Annotated in this window: 16 protein-coding genes; 4 read left to right on the top strand and 12 right to left on the bottom strand. The window is 28.3% G+C overall.

Annotated features, from left to right (window positions below; all coding sequences use genetic code 11):
- Nucleotides 1-126 precede the first annotated feature (126 nt).
- The 3 genes from EDL80_RS05005 to tsaE all read left to right on the top strand — a co-directional run bounded on the left by EDL80_RS05005 (nucleotide 127) and on the right by tsaE (nucleotide 2,539).
- Nucleotides 127-1,260 (top strand): hypothetical protein, encoded by a 1,134-nt coding sequence (locus EDL80_RS05005; protein ID WP_158407076.1) that lies wholly within the window; start codon nucleotides 127-129, stop codon nucleotides 1,258-1,260.
- Between the two features lie 90 nt (nucleotides 1,261-1,350).
- Nucleotides 1,351-2,055, top strand: coding sequence for a Bax inhibitor-1 family protein (locus EDL80_RS05000; RefSeq protein ID WP_158407075.1), 705 nt, complete (start codon nucleotides 1,351-1,353; stop codon nucleotides 2,053-2,055).
- Between the two features lie 34 nt (nucleotides 2,056-2,089).
- On the top strand, nucleotides 2,090-2,539 hold the full coding sequence (gene tsaE, locus EDL80_RS04995; RefSeq protein ID WP_158407074.1) for a tRNA (adenosine(37)-N6)-threonylcarbamoyltransferase complex ATPase subunit type 1 TsaE: 450 nt from the start codon (nucleotides 2,090-2,092) through the stop codon (nucleotides 2,537-2,539).
- 431 nt (nucleotides 2,540-2,970) lie between these two features.
- On the opposite strand, the gene EDL80_RS04990 is transcribed toward tsaE, so the two are convergent.
- The 4 genes from EDL80_RS04990 to thrS form a co-directional block, all read right to left on the bottom strand.
- Nucleotides 2,971-3,126 carry a hypothetical protein gene (locus EDL80_RS04990; RefSeq protein ID WP_158407073.1) on the bottom strand — a complete coding sequence of 52 codons (156 nt, stop codon included), beginning with the start codon at nucleotides 3,124-3,126 and terminating at the stop codon, nucleotides 2,971-2,973.
- A 545-nt stretch (nucleotides 3,127-3,671) separates the two neighbouring features.
- Nucleotides 3,672-3,947: a Bax inhibitor-1 family protein gene (locus EDL80_RS04985; protein ID WP_230957206.1), complete on the bottom strand. Its 276-nt coding sequence runs from the start codon at nucleotides 3,945-3,947 to the stop codon at nucleotides 3,672-3,674.
- Nucleotides 3,948-4,269: 322 nt separating this feature from the next.
- Nucleotides 4,270-4,791: a translation initiation factor IF-3 gene (gene infC / locus EDL80_RS04980; protein ID WP_158407072.1), complete on the bottom strand. Its 522-nt coding sequence runs from the start codon at nucleotides 4,789-4,791 to the stop codon at nucleotides 4,270-4,272.
- Nucleotides 4,792-4,817: 26 nt separating this feature from the next.
- Complete coding sequence (gene thrS, locus EDL80_RS04975; RefSeq protein ID WP_158407071.1) at nucleotides 4,818-6,719, bottom strand: threonine--tRNA ligase; 1,902 nt, start codon at nucleotides 6,717-6,719, stop codon at nucleotides 4,818-4,820.
- 264 nt (nucleotides 6,720-6,983) lie between these two features.
- Here thrS and EDL80_RS04970 point away from each other — a divergent pair, with 264 nt between their 5' ends.
- Nucleotides 6,984-7,496 (top strand): CinA family protein, encoded by a 513-nt coding sequence (locus EDL80_RS04970; RefSeq protein WP_158407070.1) that lies wholly within the window; start codon nucleotides 6,984-6,986, stop codon nucleotides 7,494-7,496.
- A 1,671-nt stretch (nucleotides 7,497-9,167) separates the two neighbouring features.
- Here the strand turns inward: EDL80_RS04970 and rplS are convergent.
- The 8 genes from rplS to ftsZ all read right to left on the bottom strand — a co-directional run bounded on the left by rplS (nucleotide 9,168) and on the right by ftsZ (nucleotide 15,120).
- Entirely contained in the window at nucleotides 9,168-9,542 is a 375-nt protein-coding gene (gene rplS / locus EDL80_RS04965) for a 50S ribosomal protein L19 (RefSeq protein WP_158407069.1), read from the bottom strand.
- Complete coding sequence (trmD, locus tag EDL80_RS04960) at nucleotides 9,535-10,242, bottom strand: tRNA (guanosine(37)-N1)-methyltransferase TrmD (protein ID WP_158407068.1); 708 nt, start codon at nucleotides 10,240-10,242, stop codon at nucleotides 9,535-9,537. Before trmD ends, rplS begins: the two co-directional genes overlap by 8 nt.
- Nucleotides 10,232-10,750, bottom strand: a complete 519-nt coding sequence (rimM, locus tag EDL80_RS04955) for a ribosome maturation factor RimM (RefSeq protein ID WP_158407067.1) — start codon at nucleotides 10,748-10,750, stop codon at nucleotides 10,232-10,234. Before rimM ends, trmD begins: the two co-directional genes overlap by 11 nt.
- Nucleotides 10,751-11,071: 321 nt before the next feature.
- Nucleotides 11,072-11,935: a ParB/RepB/Spo0J family partition protein gene (locus EDL80_RS04950; RefSeq protein WP_158407066.1), complete on the bottom strand. Its 864-nt coding sequence runs from the start codon at nucleotides 11,933-11,935 to the stop codon at nucleotides 11,072-11,074.
- A gap of 10 nt (nucleotides 11,936-11,945) precedes the next feature.
- Complete coding sequence (locus EDL80_RS04945) at nucleotides 11,946-12,716, bottom strand: ParA family protein (RefSeq protein ID WP_158407065.1); 771 nt, start codon at nucleotides 12,714-12,716, stop codon at nucleotides 11,946-11,948.
- A gap of 251 nt (nucleotides 12,717-12,967) precedes the next feature.
- A complete protein-coding gene (gene ybeY, locus EDL80_RS04940) occupies nucleotides 12,968-13,441 on the bottom strand; it encodes an rRNA maturation RNase YbeY (protein ID WP_158407064.1) in 474 nt (157 codons plus the stop codon).
- On the bottom strand, nucleotides 13,438-13,845 hold the full coding sequence (locus EDL80_RS04935; protein ID WP_158407063.1) for an EVE domain-containing protein: 408 nt from the start codon (nucleotides 13,843-13,845) through the stop codon (nucleotides 13,438-13,440). Before EDL80_RS04935 ends, ybeY begins: the two co-directional genes overlap by 4 nt.
- Nucleotides 13,846-13,851: 6 nt before the next feature.
- The gene (gene ftsZ, locus EDL80_RS04930) at nucleotides 13,852-15,120 is read right to left on the bottom strand and encodes a cell division protein FtsZ (RefSeq protein WP_158407062.1); all 1,269 of its coding nucleotides are present in this window, start codon (nucleotides 15,118-15,120) and stop codon (nucleotides 13,852-13,854) included.
- Nucleotides 15,121-15,706: the final 586 nt, after the last annotated feature.

Below are 15,706 nucleotides of genomic sequence, written 5' to 3'. Positions count from 1 at the left end.
TTTTTATAAAACCTTAATTAAATTGCATTTAACGTGTAATTATGATACAATATACCCAAATAGGGTATATAGCTATTTGGGTGATGAGTCCATGTTTTTTTTATATTAAGTAAAGAGGTAGTGGATATGAAGGAGTTACGTGATGAAGAAATATTAGATGATCTACCAGAATCAAGTAAAGCAGAGAAAGCAAAGGCAGTATCATTAATTTGTGAAGATCAAGAAGATAAAGATGAACTTACAAAGCGTCTTTTAATTCAACATTTGAAAGCTACTTTTTTAAAATTGGATGATCAGGATATTGTAAGAAAGAAAGCAGTTCTTACAGCATCAGCATTTGGTTTTATGGTGTTTGTTGCTTTTGCTATTTTGCAGTCAAATATAATACCTTTTGTTAATAAAAATCAAATGTTCATATACAGTAATGTATTTGATGTCATGGCCTTATTAGTGGGTTTTGCGTTTATTCTTGCTGCACTATATAATGTCTTCTATTTAGAGGGTGAAAAAAGAAGAGTAGATAAACAATTAAAAATTTTACAAGGGGAATATGTAGCTGAAACTTCTAAGGGTGGTAAAGTTGCAAAATTTCTTGATAAACATGCGAATAAAGTTGACTTATTAGGTAGTGTGTTCACTACTACAATGCAATTAATCGTAATTCTTAGTTTAACACTTCCAGGTATAATTAATCTTAGTGGCTATCCTGTTGGATCCGTATTTAATATACAAGGTATTGTTGACACTTGTGGAAATATACTTTTTGTGCTTGCTGCAGGAATGTTTTTATTATCTTACTGTATACAACAATATAAAAATAAGGATAAGAAGGATTATAAACATAATAAACAAGCAACATTTATTATGACTGCTCTATTTTCTGCAATGTTGTTGGTTTGTTTAGGAAAAATAATGTTTTCTTTAGAAGCAACATGTGGTGCAATCTATACAGGACATCCAGGTATTTTTGGGGATGCATTGCCATTAGCTTTAATAATTCGTAGTGCTGGTATGCTTCTATTTTGTGTTGCATACACACTTTTATTGATGAATAGTATAGAAGCTAATAAGCAATTAAGATCCGAAGTTAGTGATAGTCAGCTTCATAGTTGCTTAAGCTATCACATGAAAAATAGTGATGATGTGATACCTCCTATAACAGATCAAGGCCCTGTTACTTCAATATATCCTCAAGTTCTGGAAGAATCATTGCTTGAAGATGTTGGTAAGAAACATCTGTCTGCTGCTAGATTAGTTTAGTACCATGTTAATAGTAAATTTATGTTGATATTTTTGTAATTTGTTGCTATACTGCAGTAGGCTTAGTTAATATATATTAAGTGGAGTTTTATGGATAATTACAGTAATGTCCGTTTTCAAAGTGCCTATTATAGTGTAGGGCTTAGAAATTATTTAATGAAGGTATATAATTACATGGCTACAGCTTTGGGTTTAACAGGCTTGGTTGCATTCCTTATATCTTCATCTAGTTATGCTGTAAATATGATATATAATACTCCTTTGCATTGGGTAGTAATGTTTTCCCCTATCGCATTAGTATTCTTAATGTCGTATAAGTTAAATACTTTTAGTTTTCAGACTATTTTAGTAGTATTTTTTAGTTTTGCTGCATTAATGGGTGCATCTATATCTTTTATATTTCTAGTATATACTGCAGCAAGTATTACGAAAGTGTTTTTCATTTCTTCTTCGATGTTTGGTGCTATGGCCTGGTACGGTAATGTTACAAAGAAGGACTTATCCCATATACAGTCATTTTTAATTATGGGTGTTATAGGGGTAGTTATTGCTTCCTTAGTTAATTTATTTTTACATAGTGGGCCACTAGATTTTGCTATTTCTTTTATTGCTGTTATCCTGTTTACTGGTATGACTGCTTGTGATGCTCAAAGAATAAAAGACATGTATTATCGATTTAATGATGGTAGTAGTGTATCTGTTAATAAAATGGCTATATTAGGTGCTACTACTTTGTACTTTAATTATGTAAATATCTTCTTGAGTTTACTGAATCTACAAGGTGAACGTAGATAGGTGACTATAGAATTTACTTGCGGGCAGTAAGTACTTGTTTAGTTATAATCTTGTTGATTTTTTTTATTTAAAGAAACTAGCTCGCCTTATCGCATTCAATTTAAGAAGTAGTGATTCTATATCTCTAACTGGTGATTTAGGTGTAGGTAAGACATCTTTTGTTAAGTTGTTGGTTAATGAACTTGTTCCATTTGAAGATGTTAGTAGCCCTACATTTAATATCATTCATGAATATCATTTTAGTAAGTTTGTGATTTATCACATAGATCTTTACAGGGTTAATTTTTTACATGAAATATATGATATGGGAATAGATACTATTTGTGATAGTGGAGTAGCAATTGTAGAATGGCCTAGTTTACTGAATGATATATTAAATTTTAATCTAAAAGTAGATATACAATATTCTGTTAGAGAAAATTTGCGCGATATCAGTATTGTTACTGATGATGACTTTTGGTATGATATTTTAAAGTGTGTTTAGTTGGTGGAATAACGGTAATAGAAAGATATGGTATTGTTGTGTTATATCATTTTAGAGTTTGGTAATGCTATGGTTACTATGTCCAGTTGAGGTATTGCCTATAATGGTGTCTATATACAAATAGTAAACAATTCTCCATGTAAGATTTATTGTAACAATGATTTGAAATACAGTGTTGCATTTTGGTGTAATAAATCTGATTTCTTAAGAAATATAAAGTAAAGTTTATTGATATTTCTCGATATATACAGTAATTTTAAACAACTTATAAGTTATATAAGTAAATTGAATGTAGTGGTGGAATATTTGTACAATTAGTTTTTATTCTTCAATTGGTAGGTAATAGTATTTTGATTAATGCTTATTTTTGGATAGTACAAAATAAATTGCATGCTAATTATATAGTGAATGTTGTGTTTATACTATAAATGTTATATATTGGTAATAGCCTTAGGTGAAAATGGATATTCTCCATTACCATCCCTCTTATTTAATAAGTTATTATCACAATGTTTAAAGACCTCTTGAAAAATGTCAGCGTGTTCTATTTTACGTGTAGCAAGATATTCACTAATTACATACTGCAATTATGGCTAATAAGATTGTACATAATGATGTTGGTAAGTTTGATAGTAGTACTTAATATCATAAGTGATAACCTATCTAATAATTTTTTATAAATAGTTTGTATTAGATAAAATTATACTGTTGGTGGTTGAATGATAGTTTAGTTTTTTATTGTGTATTATTATATAGTCTGTAATGTTGTACGGTAAAGGTAGTAATTTGATATTAATATAATGAATGCATATTGTATTTATAAGTATTGTAATTATTACTTCCTTGTATTTTTAAAAATATTATATAATAAATAGTTAGAAGTTTTAATAGGTGCTACATTTTTATAGTGATTGTGATAATAATGTTGTATTAGATATCACTATAAAAGGTGTGTGAATATATAACATGGTTACTGCTTATTATGAAAGTAACGTGATTAACTAGAATTGTGTTATATTGTAATATGAGTTATATAGCCGTATTATTATACGGGTTGTATTTACTATAAATATGGTAATTCTATGTTAATACTCTAGATATTGTAGATAATTTGTGTCTATTCCCACAAATTCTATAACTCTATACATTCACCTTGTGTTTTAATAAGCTTAAAAAGAATGTTAATATAATTGAAATATGGGGTATTTATACCTAATGTGGCCATTTTATTAACAGACGCACTACTACCATAGTTAAATCGATAATACATGTCTTTTATTTTTTGAGTATCACAAGCAGTCATACCAGTGGACAGAATAACGGCAATAAAAGGAATAGTAAAATCTAGTAGCCCACTATGTAAAAATAAATTGACCAAGGAAGCAATAATTACCCCTATAATACTCATAATTAAAAATGACTGTATATGGTAGGTCCTTTTTTGTAACATTAACGTATTAGCCCATAACACCAAATATCAAGGAAGGAGATTATATCAAAGAAGTATCTATATTTGTAGTGCTGTAATAAATGATGTTTTAAGCATTGCAATAGCTTTAAAATTAGTCATAAATTTGTTAATTGATAATATGCTTGCAGCTTTTTTTAGATAAATTAGACTTGTTTCTTATATACACTAGAACAACAAGTACTACAAGCCTTAATAAACAATATTAGCTAATTACTAGCATGATTAACCAAAAAATATTAATATAAATAATTATGTGTTACTATTTTGTAGTTAATATCATATTTATTAGGTTTCCTTCTCTTTTTGGTGAATTTTCTGGTTTTGCAATATCACTTGTGTCTTTTATTAATCTTTCTATAATTTCCATACCAACCTCCGGATGGAGTATTTCTCTTCCTATAAATTTTAAGGATATTTTTACTTTATCACCTCTTTCTATAAATCCTCTTATCATGTTTAGTTTTACATTGTAATCATTATCTCCAATGTTAAGCTTAAACTTAAGTTCTTTGACTATTATGGTTTTTTGTTTCTTTTTTGAATCACTTATTTTTTTCTTATGACTATATCTATATTTACTGTAGTCAAATATCTTACATAGTGGATATTCATCATTGTGTACTATCTCAACTAAATCCAGGTTTACAGCTTTAGCTCTGGATAATGCTTCTTCAATATCTACGATTCCAATCATGACACTGTCTTGGTCAACAAGCTTTACTTTTTTTGCTGTTATCATTTCGTTAATTTTATTTTTATTGGAAAATTTGTTTGACTTCAAATTTTATACTCCTGATTAGAAAATTATTAGATGCTAGCATAAGTTAGTAATGTTTTCAATGCTTTATCAATTGACATTGTGTGCTGATCTTTAGATCCTAAATAACGGATAGATACAGATTCTGTTTCGATTTCTTTCTTTCCAACTATCCATAGTACTGGTATTTTTTTTGATATGTGGTTGCGTATTTTGTAATTAATTTTTTCATTTGTAATATCAGCTTCAACTCTGATATTGTGTTCTTTAGCTTTGTTTTTCAATAAATTAGCGTAATCAATAGAATCCTCAGTTATGGTTAATATAGACAGTTGTACAGGAGCTAACCACATAGGTAATATTCCTGAATGGTGTTCAATTAAAATTCCTATAAATCTTTCAAGAGTACCTAAAATAGCACGGTGTAACATTATTGGATGATGTTTTTTTCCGTCACTTCCTACATAATAAGCACCTAACCTTTCGGGTAATACGAAATCCATCTGTAGAGTTCCACACTGCCATTCTCTACCGATAGCGTCTTTTAATGTAAACTCTAGTTTTGGTCCATAAAATGCTCCATCTCCAGGATTTAAAATATAGTTTAGATTTGCTGCTTTAACAGATGCTTTTAATGCTTCTTCAGCTTTGTCCCATACTTCATCACTGCCAGCTCTTTTTTCTGGGCGGTCTGAGAATTTTACTAAGATATCTTTGAAGCCGAAATTCTCATATACTTCCATTAATAAATTACAGAATTTTAATGTTTCTTCTATGATTTGATCTTCTGTACAGAAGATGTGGGCATCATCTTGTGTGAAACTACGTACTCTCATTAATCCATGTAATGCTCCAGAGGCTTCATATCTGTGACAGGTTCCAAATTCTGCCATTCGTATTGGTAAATCTTTGTAACTTCGAATTTTATGATTAAAAATTTGTACATGACATGGACAGTTCATTGGTTTTATTGCAACAACTTTGTTATCAATTTCACTTAAAAACATGTTTTCACGAAATTTATCCCAGTGTCCAGATTGTTCCCATAAGCTTTTGCTTAATAAGTATGGGGTTTTTACTTCTATATAGCCATTACTTTCTAGTTTTTTCCTTATATAGTTTTCTATAATGCGATAAATTACCCATCCTTTTTCATGCCAAAATATTTGACCTAATGCTTCATTTTGAATGTGAAATAGCTCTAATTCTTTTCCGATTTTTCTGTGATCTCTTTTTTCTATTTCACTTAAATTGTGTAGGTATAATTTAAGTTCTTCTTCGGTGCGCCATGCTGTACCATAAATTCTTTGCAACTGAACATTGTTTGTATTACCTTCCCAGTATGATCCAGATACTTTTGTTAATTTGAAGGCTTTTGATGTTTTTGTTGATGGAGCATGGGGTCCACGACATAAGTCAACAAAGCTTCCTTGCCTATATATGGTAATGTTTTCGTTATCTGGAATTTTTGATATTATTTTAACCTTATAATCTTCTCCTTTATCAGAAAAAAATCTTATAGCTTCTTCTCTAGTCCATATTTCACGTATGAAGCTTTCATTTTTTTTTATTATTTCTTTCATTTTTTCTTCTATTTTTTCTAGTTCATTACTAGAAAAAGTGTGATCTGTTGAAAAATCATAGTAAAAGCCGTCCTTTATAGTTGGTCCAATAACTGTTTTGATTTCAGGAAACATTTCCTTTATAGCTTGTGCCATAATATGAGCAGTGTCATGCCGTATAATGTCAAGTCCTTCATCACTATCTAATGTTATAACTTCAAATTTGCAATCTTCTGTAATTTCTGTTGATAAGTCATATGACTTTTCATTAATTTTTATAGCTACTGCTTTGTTTAATAATTCTGGAAATGAATGTGTTATTATATCTGATCCTTTTATTCCACGGGAGAATTGCTTACAGGAATTGTCACTAAAATAAACATTTATCATTTTTATATTCCATAATTATTTTGGGTGTAGTTTTTATTATATATGGTTTTATTGTATGTGTAACATTTTATGTATGATCACTAATAAAAAAAGTTATACTATCTTATAGTATTTTAACTGTATGCTTATCATACATTTTTTTATTTTTTCATAATATACTAATAGTATTTTTGTCATATGTTGAAATTTTATATGTTGGTAGTATTATCATTTTGAGTATATAATTTTTAAAATGATTCTGTGATTTATAAATCTTAATATACCATGATAATTAAAAATGAAATTTTAGAAAAAGCTAAAGTTTGCGTTACTACTTTAATAGAGAATAATTTAAAAATAATTATTACTGAATCATGTACAGCAGGTTTAATGTCTTTTATATTGTCTTGTATTCCAGGAGCATCTAAGGTATTGAATTGTAGTTTTGTTGTATATTCAAATGATGCCAAATCTAAAATTCTTGGTATAAATAGAGATCTTATTAACAAATATGGGGCTGTGAGTCCAGAAATATCTATTTTAATGGCGACTTATGCTTTAAGAACTGTTGTAGCTGATATATCTATTTCTATTACGGGATTTGCAGGACCTAGTAGTCATGTTGATGAAAAAGTGGGCTTAGTTTATATAGGTTATGCTGTTTCTGATTTGGAAGGTGAATGTAGAAGGTGCTTTTTTCAAGATATGAGTAGATATGAAGTGCAGATATCATCAGTGGATTCTGCTTTGGATTTTCTATTATGTAAAATAAAGCAGGACAGTAGTATAGATTCCTAAACAAAATTGTAACTTTACTATAGGTGAATTGTAAAAAACATAGAGAGAGTGTGTTTGATATAAACTTATCTATGTATCATAAATTTCGAATGTATACTTTATAGTTATCTGTGATATTGCTAAAAGTTGAACTTAATTCTTGCCGTACTAATACATATACACTGTATCATAAATGCTAAATAGTAACTGATTTTTATGGAAGAATTTGGAAAGGTTGTTACTATTCTGTTTAAAGTATGAATTTATACATTGTGATATGTCATTTGTATTTGTTGTAATTATGTTAAGTGGTGTAATTTAGAAATGTGTTGTAATGTTTCTACCTTATCAATTTATCAATAGGAAAGGGTTATTACTAGTTCTGTAGAAATAAGAAAATGTAAATTTGGTATATAATTTGTATTTATAATAACTGTGTTAAATAGTTGTAAATTAGAAGTATGTTGTAATGTTTCTACCTTACCAATTTGTCAATAGAAAAGGTTATTAATAATTCTGTAAAAATAGGAAAATGTAAATTTGGTATGTAATTTGTATTTATAATAACCATGTTAAATAGTTGTAAATTAGAAGTATGTTGTGATATTTCTACCTTATCAATTTGTCAATAGGAAAGGGTTATTACTAATTCTGTAAAAATAAGAAAATGTAAATTTGGTATATAATTTGTATTTATGATAACTATGTTAAATAGTTGTAAATTAGAAGTATGTTGTGATATTTCTACCTTATCAATTTGTCAATAGAAAGGGTTATTACTAATTCTGTAAAAATAAGAAGATGTAAATTTGGTATGTAATTTGTATTTATAATAACTATGTTAAATAGTTGTAAATTAGAAGTATTTTGTAATGTTTCTACCTTACCAATTTGTCAATAGAAAAGGTTATTAATAATTCTGTAAAAATAGGAAAATGTAAATTTGGTATATAATTTGTATTTATGATAACTGTGTTAAATAGTTGTAAATTAGAAGTATGTTGTAATATTTATACATTACCAATTTGTCAATATAGAAAGGGTTCCTTGCTAATTCTATAAATAGAAACCTTACCTTATATTAGTGCTTATGATAGCTATATTAAGTAGTTATGACTGAAATATATAATATTTGTGATCTGATCAACTTCTACAATAAAGTTTTTCTACCTAGTCAATAGAGGTTCTACCTTAATTGTTAAACTTGAAAATAGTGATTACGGAATTTATTGTTTTACTCAAAGTAAGTATTTATAGTTTTAATTCTAGTAAATCGTAACTTATTTTTTTAGAAAAGTATGTTGATTTATGGATAATGTAGATGGACTATAGTAATTGTAACAGAAATTATGAGTATTATAGATTTGTAATAAATATGTATATGATTATTTTTTGTATCAGATTTTGTTGTAATTATTGTAAATAGTAAATGTTAGGGTGAATAAAAGACAGGATGAGTTATAGGCAAGCACATGTGACTCAACAAAACTATTTGTATAAAGAGTATATATTTTATGCAAGTAAGTTATGTATTAAAAAGTAATATGATAAATTGTTAATCAACTACTAGATAGTTTTTATAATACAAGTATATAATTAATAACCTGAAAAATAAAATAATACAAAACTTCACTTAATGCGTGTAAGCTAATGCATAAAATATCTTAAAGTACTATATGGATTGCAAAAAAATTATGATTTTTTTGATCTATCAATTCTTTCTTTAATTCTTGCAGATTTGCCAAACAAACTGAGCATATAGTAAAGCTTTGCTCTGCGAACTCTACCAAATTTTACTACTTCTATGGATTCTATAGTGGGAGAATATAAGAATATTTGTAATTGTATGCTTTCATTATAACTTATCTTTCTTAAAGTGAATGAGGAATGTAATCCATTATTTCTTCGTTTTATACATACACCTTCAAATACTTGAAGACGTTCACCAACACCATCGAATATTTTCATGGTTACTCTTAACGTATCACCTGGTCTAAACTCTGGTATTTCTCTATTGGATAATAGTTTCATTTGTTGTTCATTAAACTCTTTGAGTAGATTACTCATATTTATCTCCATCCACAGTATTAGTTAATTCAGGACGCCTTTGTTTTGTAATATAGTGAGATTGCTGAGCTTTCCAAAGATTTATTTTTTTATGATCTCCGGATACTAGAACACTTGGAACTTCTAATCCCCTCCATTTTGCTGGACGTGTATACTGAGAATACTCTAAGCCACAACTTGTAGTAAAACTTTCATCAGATATACTTCTGGCATTATTTACCACTCCAGGTATTAACCTAACACAAGTCTCTATAAGAACCATAGAAGCAACCTCTCCACCTGACAATATATAATCTCCAATACTTATCTCATAAAAGTCATAAAAGTCTAAGATTCTCCTATCTATCCCTTCAAAGCGACCACATAATATAGTTATATTAGAAAAGTGTGATAATTGTCCAGAAATATCTTGATTTAATTTTATACCACTAGGAGACATATATATTAATTTTGTGTTCTTATGTAGACTTAATACATTATCTATTGCTGATCCTATAACATCTGCTTTCATTATCATTCCAGGGCCGCCACCATAGGGTTTATCGTCTACAGTTTTGTGCTTGTCTGTTGCGAATGATCTAATGTTAATGACATTAAGGTTCCAAATACCTTTATTTAAAGCTCTTCCTATTACTGAATACCCTAATGTTCCTGGGAACATTTCTGGAAATATAGTTAGTACATTAACGTTAAATGCCACTATTGTTACCTATAATTTCTGGTAATTTTAGTACTACATACCTTTCTTTAGTGTTTACATGTGTAAATATGTTTTTTGTAAAAGGTAACATTGTACTTTTTTTTGACTTGTATAGCAATATTTCTATAATATCGCATGATCCAAAATTATGAATTTTTTTTATGCTTCCAAAAATATTGTTATCTTCTAAAAGAACTTGTAGCCCTACTAGATCATTGTAATAAAACTCATTTTCAATTAAGTCTGGCAATTTAGTTTTTTCTATAAATAGCTTTTTATTTCTTAGTAGATCTGCCTGAGTTCTTGATGTTATGTCCTTAATCTTTGCTATTACTGTATTTTTTGATGTTACCTGTATTGTGTTGATATTGTATGTGGTTATTCCATCTGTTAGTTCTCCATAAGAAGTAAAATTTTCTGGGTTTTCTGTGAAAGTTTTTATTTTTACATGTCCTTTTATTCCATGAGGTGATGTTATGATACCTAAACAAATAAAATCGTTATTCATTATGTAATCTAACTAGTTATAAACTTTGATATTATACACCGATAATTCTTTTTTATAAATAATACTATATTTTACGTGGTGCTTATGTGTGGTTTGCTAATAATTACTTATGTATTTTTTGTTATTCAAAAGTAAAATTTATAGCATTGAAAATACTATAACATACATAAACTTCTGATTTTATGAAATATTATGTACTAATAGTTATTTTTGCTTCTGTTTTTTTATTTTTTGGCTTTATTATGGTGTTTTTAATAAAAAAATTGTTATTGTTTTTTTCGAAGATGTTAGAGTACTGGTATGTGAGTAAAACTAATGTGTTTAAGATATTTTTAGCTTTTCTAATATGGAATTAAGTTGTTGAGCATTTTTATATTTTATAATGATGTTGCCCTTGTTTTTTACGCCATTTATCTTAATATCTAGATTTAATGTTTGTGATAATGATTGTTCTAATTTTTTTAAATTTACATCTGTTTGATTTTCTTTAACTGTTCTTGATTTCTGTAATTTTTTAACTAGTAGTTCTGTTTGTCTTACATTGAGGTTTGAATTAATGATTTTTTGTATTATTTCTTCTACATTTTCTATGTTGACTAGTGCTCTAGCATGTCCAAATGATATTGTTTTATCATTTACCATTGATTTTACGGATTGTGGTAATGATAATATTCTTATCATATTTGTAATATAGCTTCGGCTTTTTCCTAAGATAGAAGCTAGATCTTCATGTGTATAAGAAAAAGTATCAATGAGTTTTTTATATGCTTCAGCTTCTTCTATTGGTGTTAGATCCTGCCTTTGTATGTTTTCTATAATTGACAATTCAAAACATTGACTATCAGTTACTTCTTTTACGATTACAGGTACTGATTTTAATTTTGCTAAAATGCTGGCTCTCCATCTTCTTTCTCCAGCTATTATTTCATAGCTAGTTTTATGTGGATTTTTTCTTACTACTATAGGCTGTATAATACCATGTTTAGCTATGGATTCTGCTAGTTCCTTAAGAGATTCTTTGTTAAAAATTTTTCTTGGTTGTGATGTACTAGGATTAAGTAGATTGATTGGTATTGTAATGTAATTATTGGAATTTACGTTATTATTAGTATTAGTACTGGTATTGTTTTCTATGGTGTTGTTTCCTATAAGTTCAAAAATACCTTTTCCTAGTCGTTTTGTCATTTTAGTATACCTAATTATTTTGTTGTCTTTTTAAAATTTCTTTTGCTAGGTAGATGTATGCTTGAGAACCTGCGCATTTGAAATCGTAAATAATTGCAGGTTTTCCGTGGGATGGTGCTTCAGATAATCTTACGTTCCTAGGTATGACGGTTTTATATACGGATTCTTTTAAATACTTTCTTATATCTTCTTCTACTTGTTCACTAAGCTTGTTTCTTTTATCATACATGGTTAGAATAATTCCTTCAATTGATAATGAGGGATTTAGGTGTTTCTTTATTAATTCTACAGTTTTTATTAAATGACTTAGTCCCTCTAAAGCGAAAAATTCGCATTGTAAAGGAATAATAACTGCATTTGCAGCTATTAATGCATTTACTGTTAGTAATCCTAAAGATGGTGGACAGTCAATAAAGATGTAATCATATGACTTTTTTACCTCAGATAAAGAATTTTTTAAAACAAATTCTCTTTTTTGTACTTGTGTTAATTCTACTTCAGCTGCAGATAGATCTACTGTTGATGGTAGCAAATCTAAATTTGGTATTTCAGTTTTTATTATAGCTGATGATGCTGGTATATTATTAACTAATATATCATAAACTGTATTTATTCTTTGTTGGTAGGTAATACCAAAACCAGTACTACTATTACCTTGGGGGTCCAGATCTATTAGTAGTGTCTTTTTATTTACAATTGCAAAAGCTGTTGCTAAGTTTATGCTAGTGGTAGTTTTTCCAACACCTCCTTTTTGATTTACTATTCCAAAAACTTTGCTCATAGAAATAATATGTATTTTATAGAATTATATATAAGATAAAAATTGTGTCACTGAATTTTTTATATAGGATAAAGAATATAAATGTTTATTTATTGGAAGAACTTGTTACCTGATTCAACCATTAATCTTCTAGTAGGTAGTTTTTTTGATATTCAATCTTATTGGAAATATGTGTATTAATGTACATAAGACTTGTATAATGATTATTATATCAATGAGTATGTAGATAAAATTATTTTGATATAATATTTTTATTTGAACTGTGTTTCACGTGAAACATAAGGGTTTTTTATACCTAGCTTATCTAATAATTTTATTTCTATAGATTCCATTATATACTGCATTAATGGTTCTTCATGGTTATATTCTAAGATATGTAGTAGCCCATGAATAAGCATGTGGCATGTATGATGTTCTATTGGTATATTAAGCTCAATAGATTCTTCTATCAACGTATCTAATGAGATAAATATTTCTCCTAAATTGCACTGTTTACTTAGTTTATCGTACTGAAATGATAATACATTTGTTGGTTTATTTTTGTTTCTGTATTCATAGTTTAATTGTTGTAACAATATATTATTTGCTAAAACTATGGAAATCAGAGGTTTATATTCATGGATATTTAAGTCTATTAGTGATGACATTATGACGTTTTTTACAAAAACTTTTGGTTTTTTTATTGTACTATACCATTTTTTATAATAAACATTTATTTCAATCACAATAGAGTCTCACTTAGCTCTAATATGCAGTGCCATTCTTTTTCTGTTAATGGAGAAACTGATAATCTTGGTTGTCTTAACATGATGATATTTGTTAAATTAGGATTAAGCTTTATATCTTTTAAGTGTACTGATTTTTTTAGTTTTGTGTATGTTTTTACATCGATTACGCCAAATTTATCGTTTGCATTAAATAGGTAAAATTCTTTATGTATAGATACAATACCTATAATACTTTTTTCTTGTCCAGAATGATAAAAAAAAGCAAGATCATTAAGTTTCATTAATTTTAAATAATTTTGTGCTTGGTAATTTCGAATATTGTCCCAGATAGTGATGTTGCTACATACCATATCATTCCAAGAAAAATCTTGAGGTTCTGTTTTTAAAAGCCAATAGGACATTGGATGTTATTTTTTTCTTAGGAAAGTTGGTATGTTAAAAGAATTTTCATCCCAATATTCATTATGAATGGGATGTGTTTTTTTATATTCTGTCCCAGGGATTTTGGGCCTCTGATTTTCCATTTTATAAAGCTCTTGCCTTTTATGGCTATGATTTATAGAGTTAAACATGTCTTCTCCTGGATCACTTGGTTTGTAATAAGCAATTTCATTGTCTGAAGGATTAAAATTTTTATTTGGGATTTCAGAAAACTTAATACTATGATCTACTCTATCTTTAGTCATACTTTTGTTTTGTATTACCACTTCTTCATTATCTATTCCTGTTGCTAGGACAGATACTCTCATTTTTCCTTCACTTTCTTTATCGAATGTTGATCCGAATATTATATTGGCATGACTGTCTACTTCTTCTCTTATACGGTTAGCAGCTGCGTCAACTTCAAATAAAGTCATATCTAACCCACCGGTTATATTTATCAATATTCCTTTTGCTCCTTTCATTGAAACGTTATCTAGTAAAGGATTAGATATAGCAGCTTCAGCTGCTAGTATAGCTCTGTTTTCTCCTTCTGCTTCTCCTGTACCCATCATTGCTTTACCCATTTCGCTCATTACTGCTCTAATGTCTGCAAAATCTAGGTTAATTAGCCCTGGCATTATCATCAGATCAGTTATGCCACGTACACCGGTATGTAATACAGTGTCTGCGAGTTTAAATGCATCTGCAAAAGTTGTTTTTTCATTTGCAATTCTAAATAGATTTTGATTAGGAATTACTATTAAGGTGTCAACATATCTCTGTAATTCTTCTAGTCCAGACTCAGCAGTCCTCATTCTATGTGCTCCTTCGAAATGAAAGGGCTTAGTGACAACTCCTACAGTTAAAATTTTATTTTCTTTTGCAGCTTTTGCAATCACGGGTGCTGCTCCTGTTCCTGTTCCACCACCCATTCCAGCAGTTATGAAAAGCATATTGCTGTCCACTATTTCTTCTATAATTTCATTAATTGATTCTTCAGCTGCACCTTTTCCAATTTCTGGTAGTGATCCTGCTCCTAGTCCTTTAGTTAAGTCAATACCTAGTTGGATTTTCTTTTCTGATAGGGAGTGCTCTAGTGCTTGAGCATCTGTATTTGCTACAACAAAATTAACTCCGTGTAGATTGGACTGTATCATATTATTAACAGCATTACCACCTGCACCACCTACACCAAAAACTGTTATTCTTGGTCTTAATAAAGATTGATCTGGTAAATAAATATTTAGAGACATATTGAATACGTAATAAAGATAAGTTAATATACTACGCTAATCAAATAATGCAAATAATTTGATTAATAACAGAACAAGTTACATCAGTATTTTAACTAAATATACATATTATAACTAGTACCCCTTGCTAATTCTACACTAATAAAAGTAAAAAACAATTTTATTTATATTTCAGACATTATGGGTTGATATTTTGTGTGATTATATATGAGTAGATTTGCGGTGATTAATGTTTGGTAATCTGCTATATGTGTTGCTTAATTTTTGATCTTTCATATTTGTATATGGTTTCTTACTTGTGATTATGTAGTATTAGTTAATGAGATGTTTCTTATATGTTAAAAAATATACAGTATAGTTTTGTATATTATATTTGTGGGTTTAGTTTAAAATTAGCTTATGGATTGTAAGTCATGGTATAAATTTAGTAGCTAAACATGTGATAATATATTTTTATTCAAGTATTTAAAATGAAAAGTACTTTTGTAAATTAGAAAACAGTATGAAAGTTGTAAAACTTATAAATATTTTAGCATGAAGTAGAGAAGATAACATTTTAAAAATACAGTGTATTATGAATTATTAT

It is taken from the genome of Ehrlichia ruminantium (assembly GCF_009728835.1).
Classification (GTDB): Bacteria; Pseudomonadota; Alphaproteobacteria; order Rickettsiales; family Anaplasmataceae; genus Ehrlichia; species Ehrlichia ruminantium_B.
The sequence above is the reverse complement of the archived record's forward strand: the minus strand, read 5'-3'. Positions and strand labels throughout refer to the sequence as shown.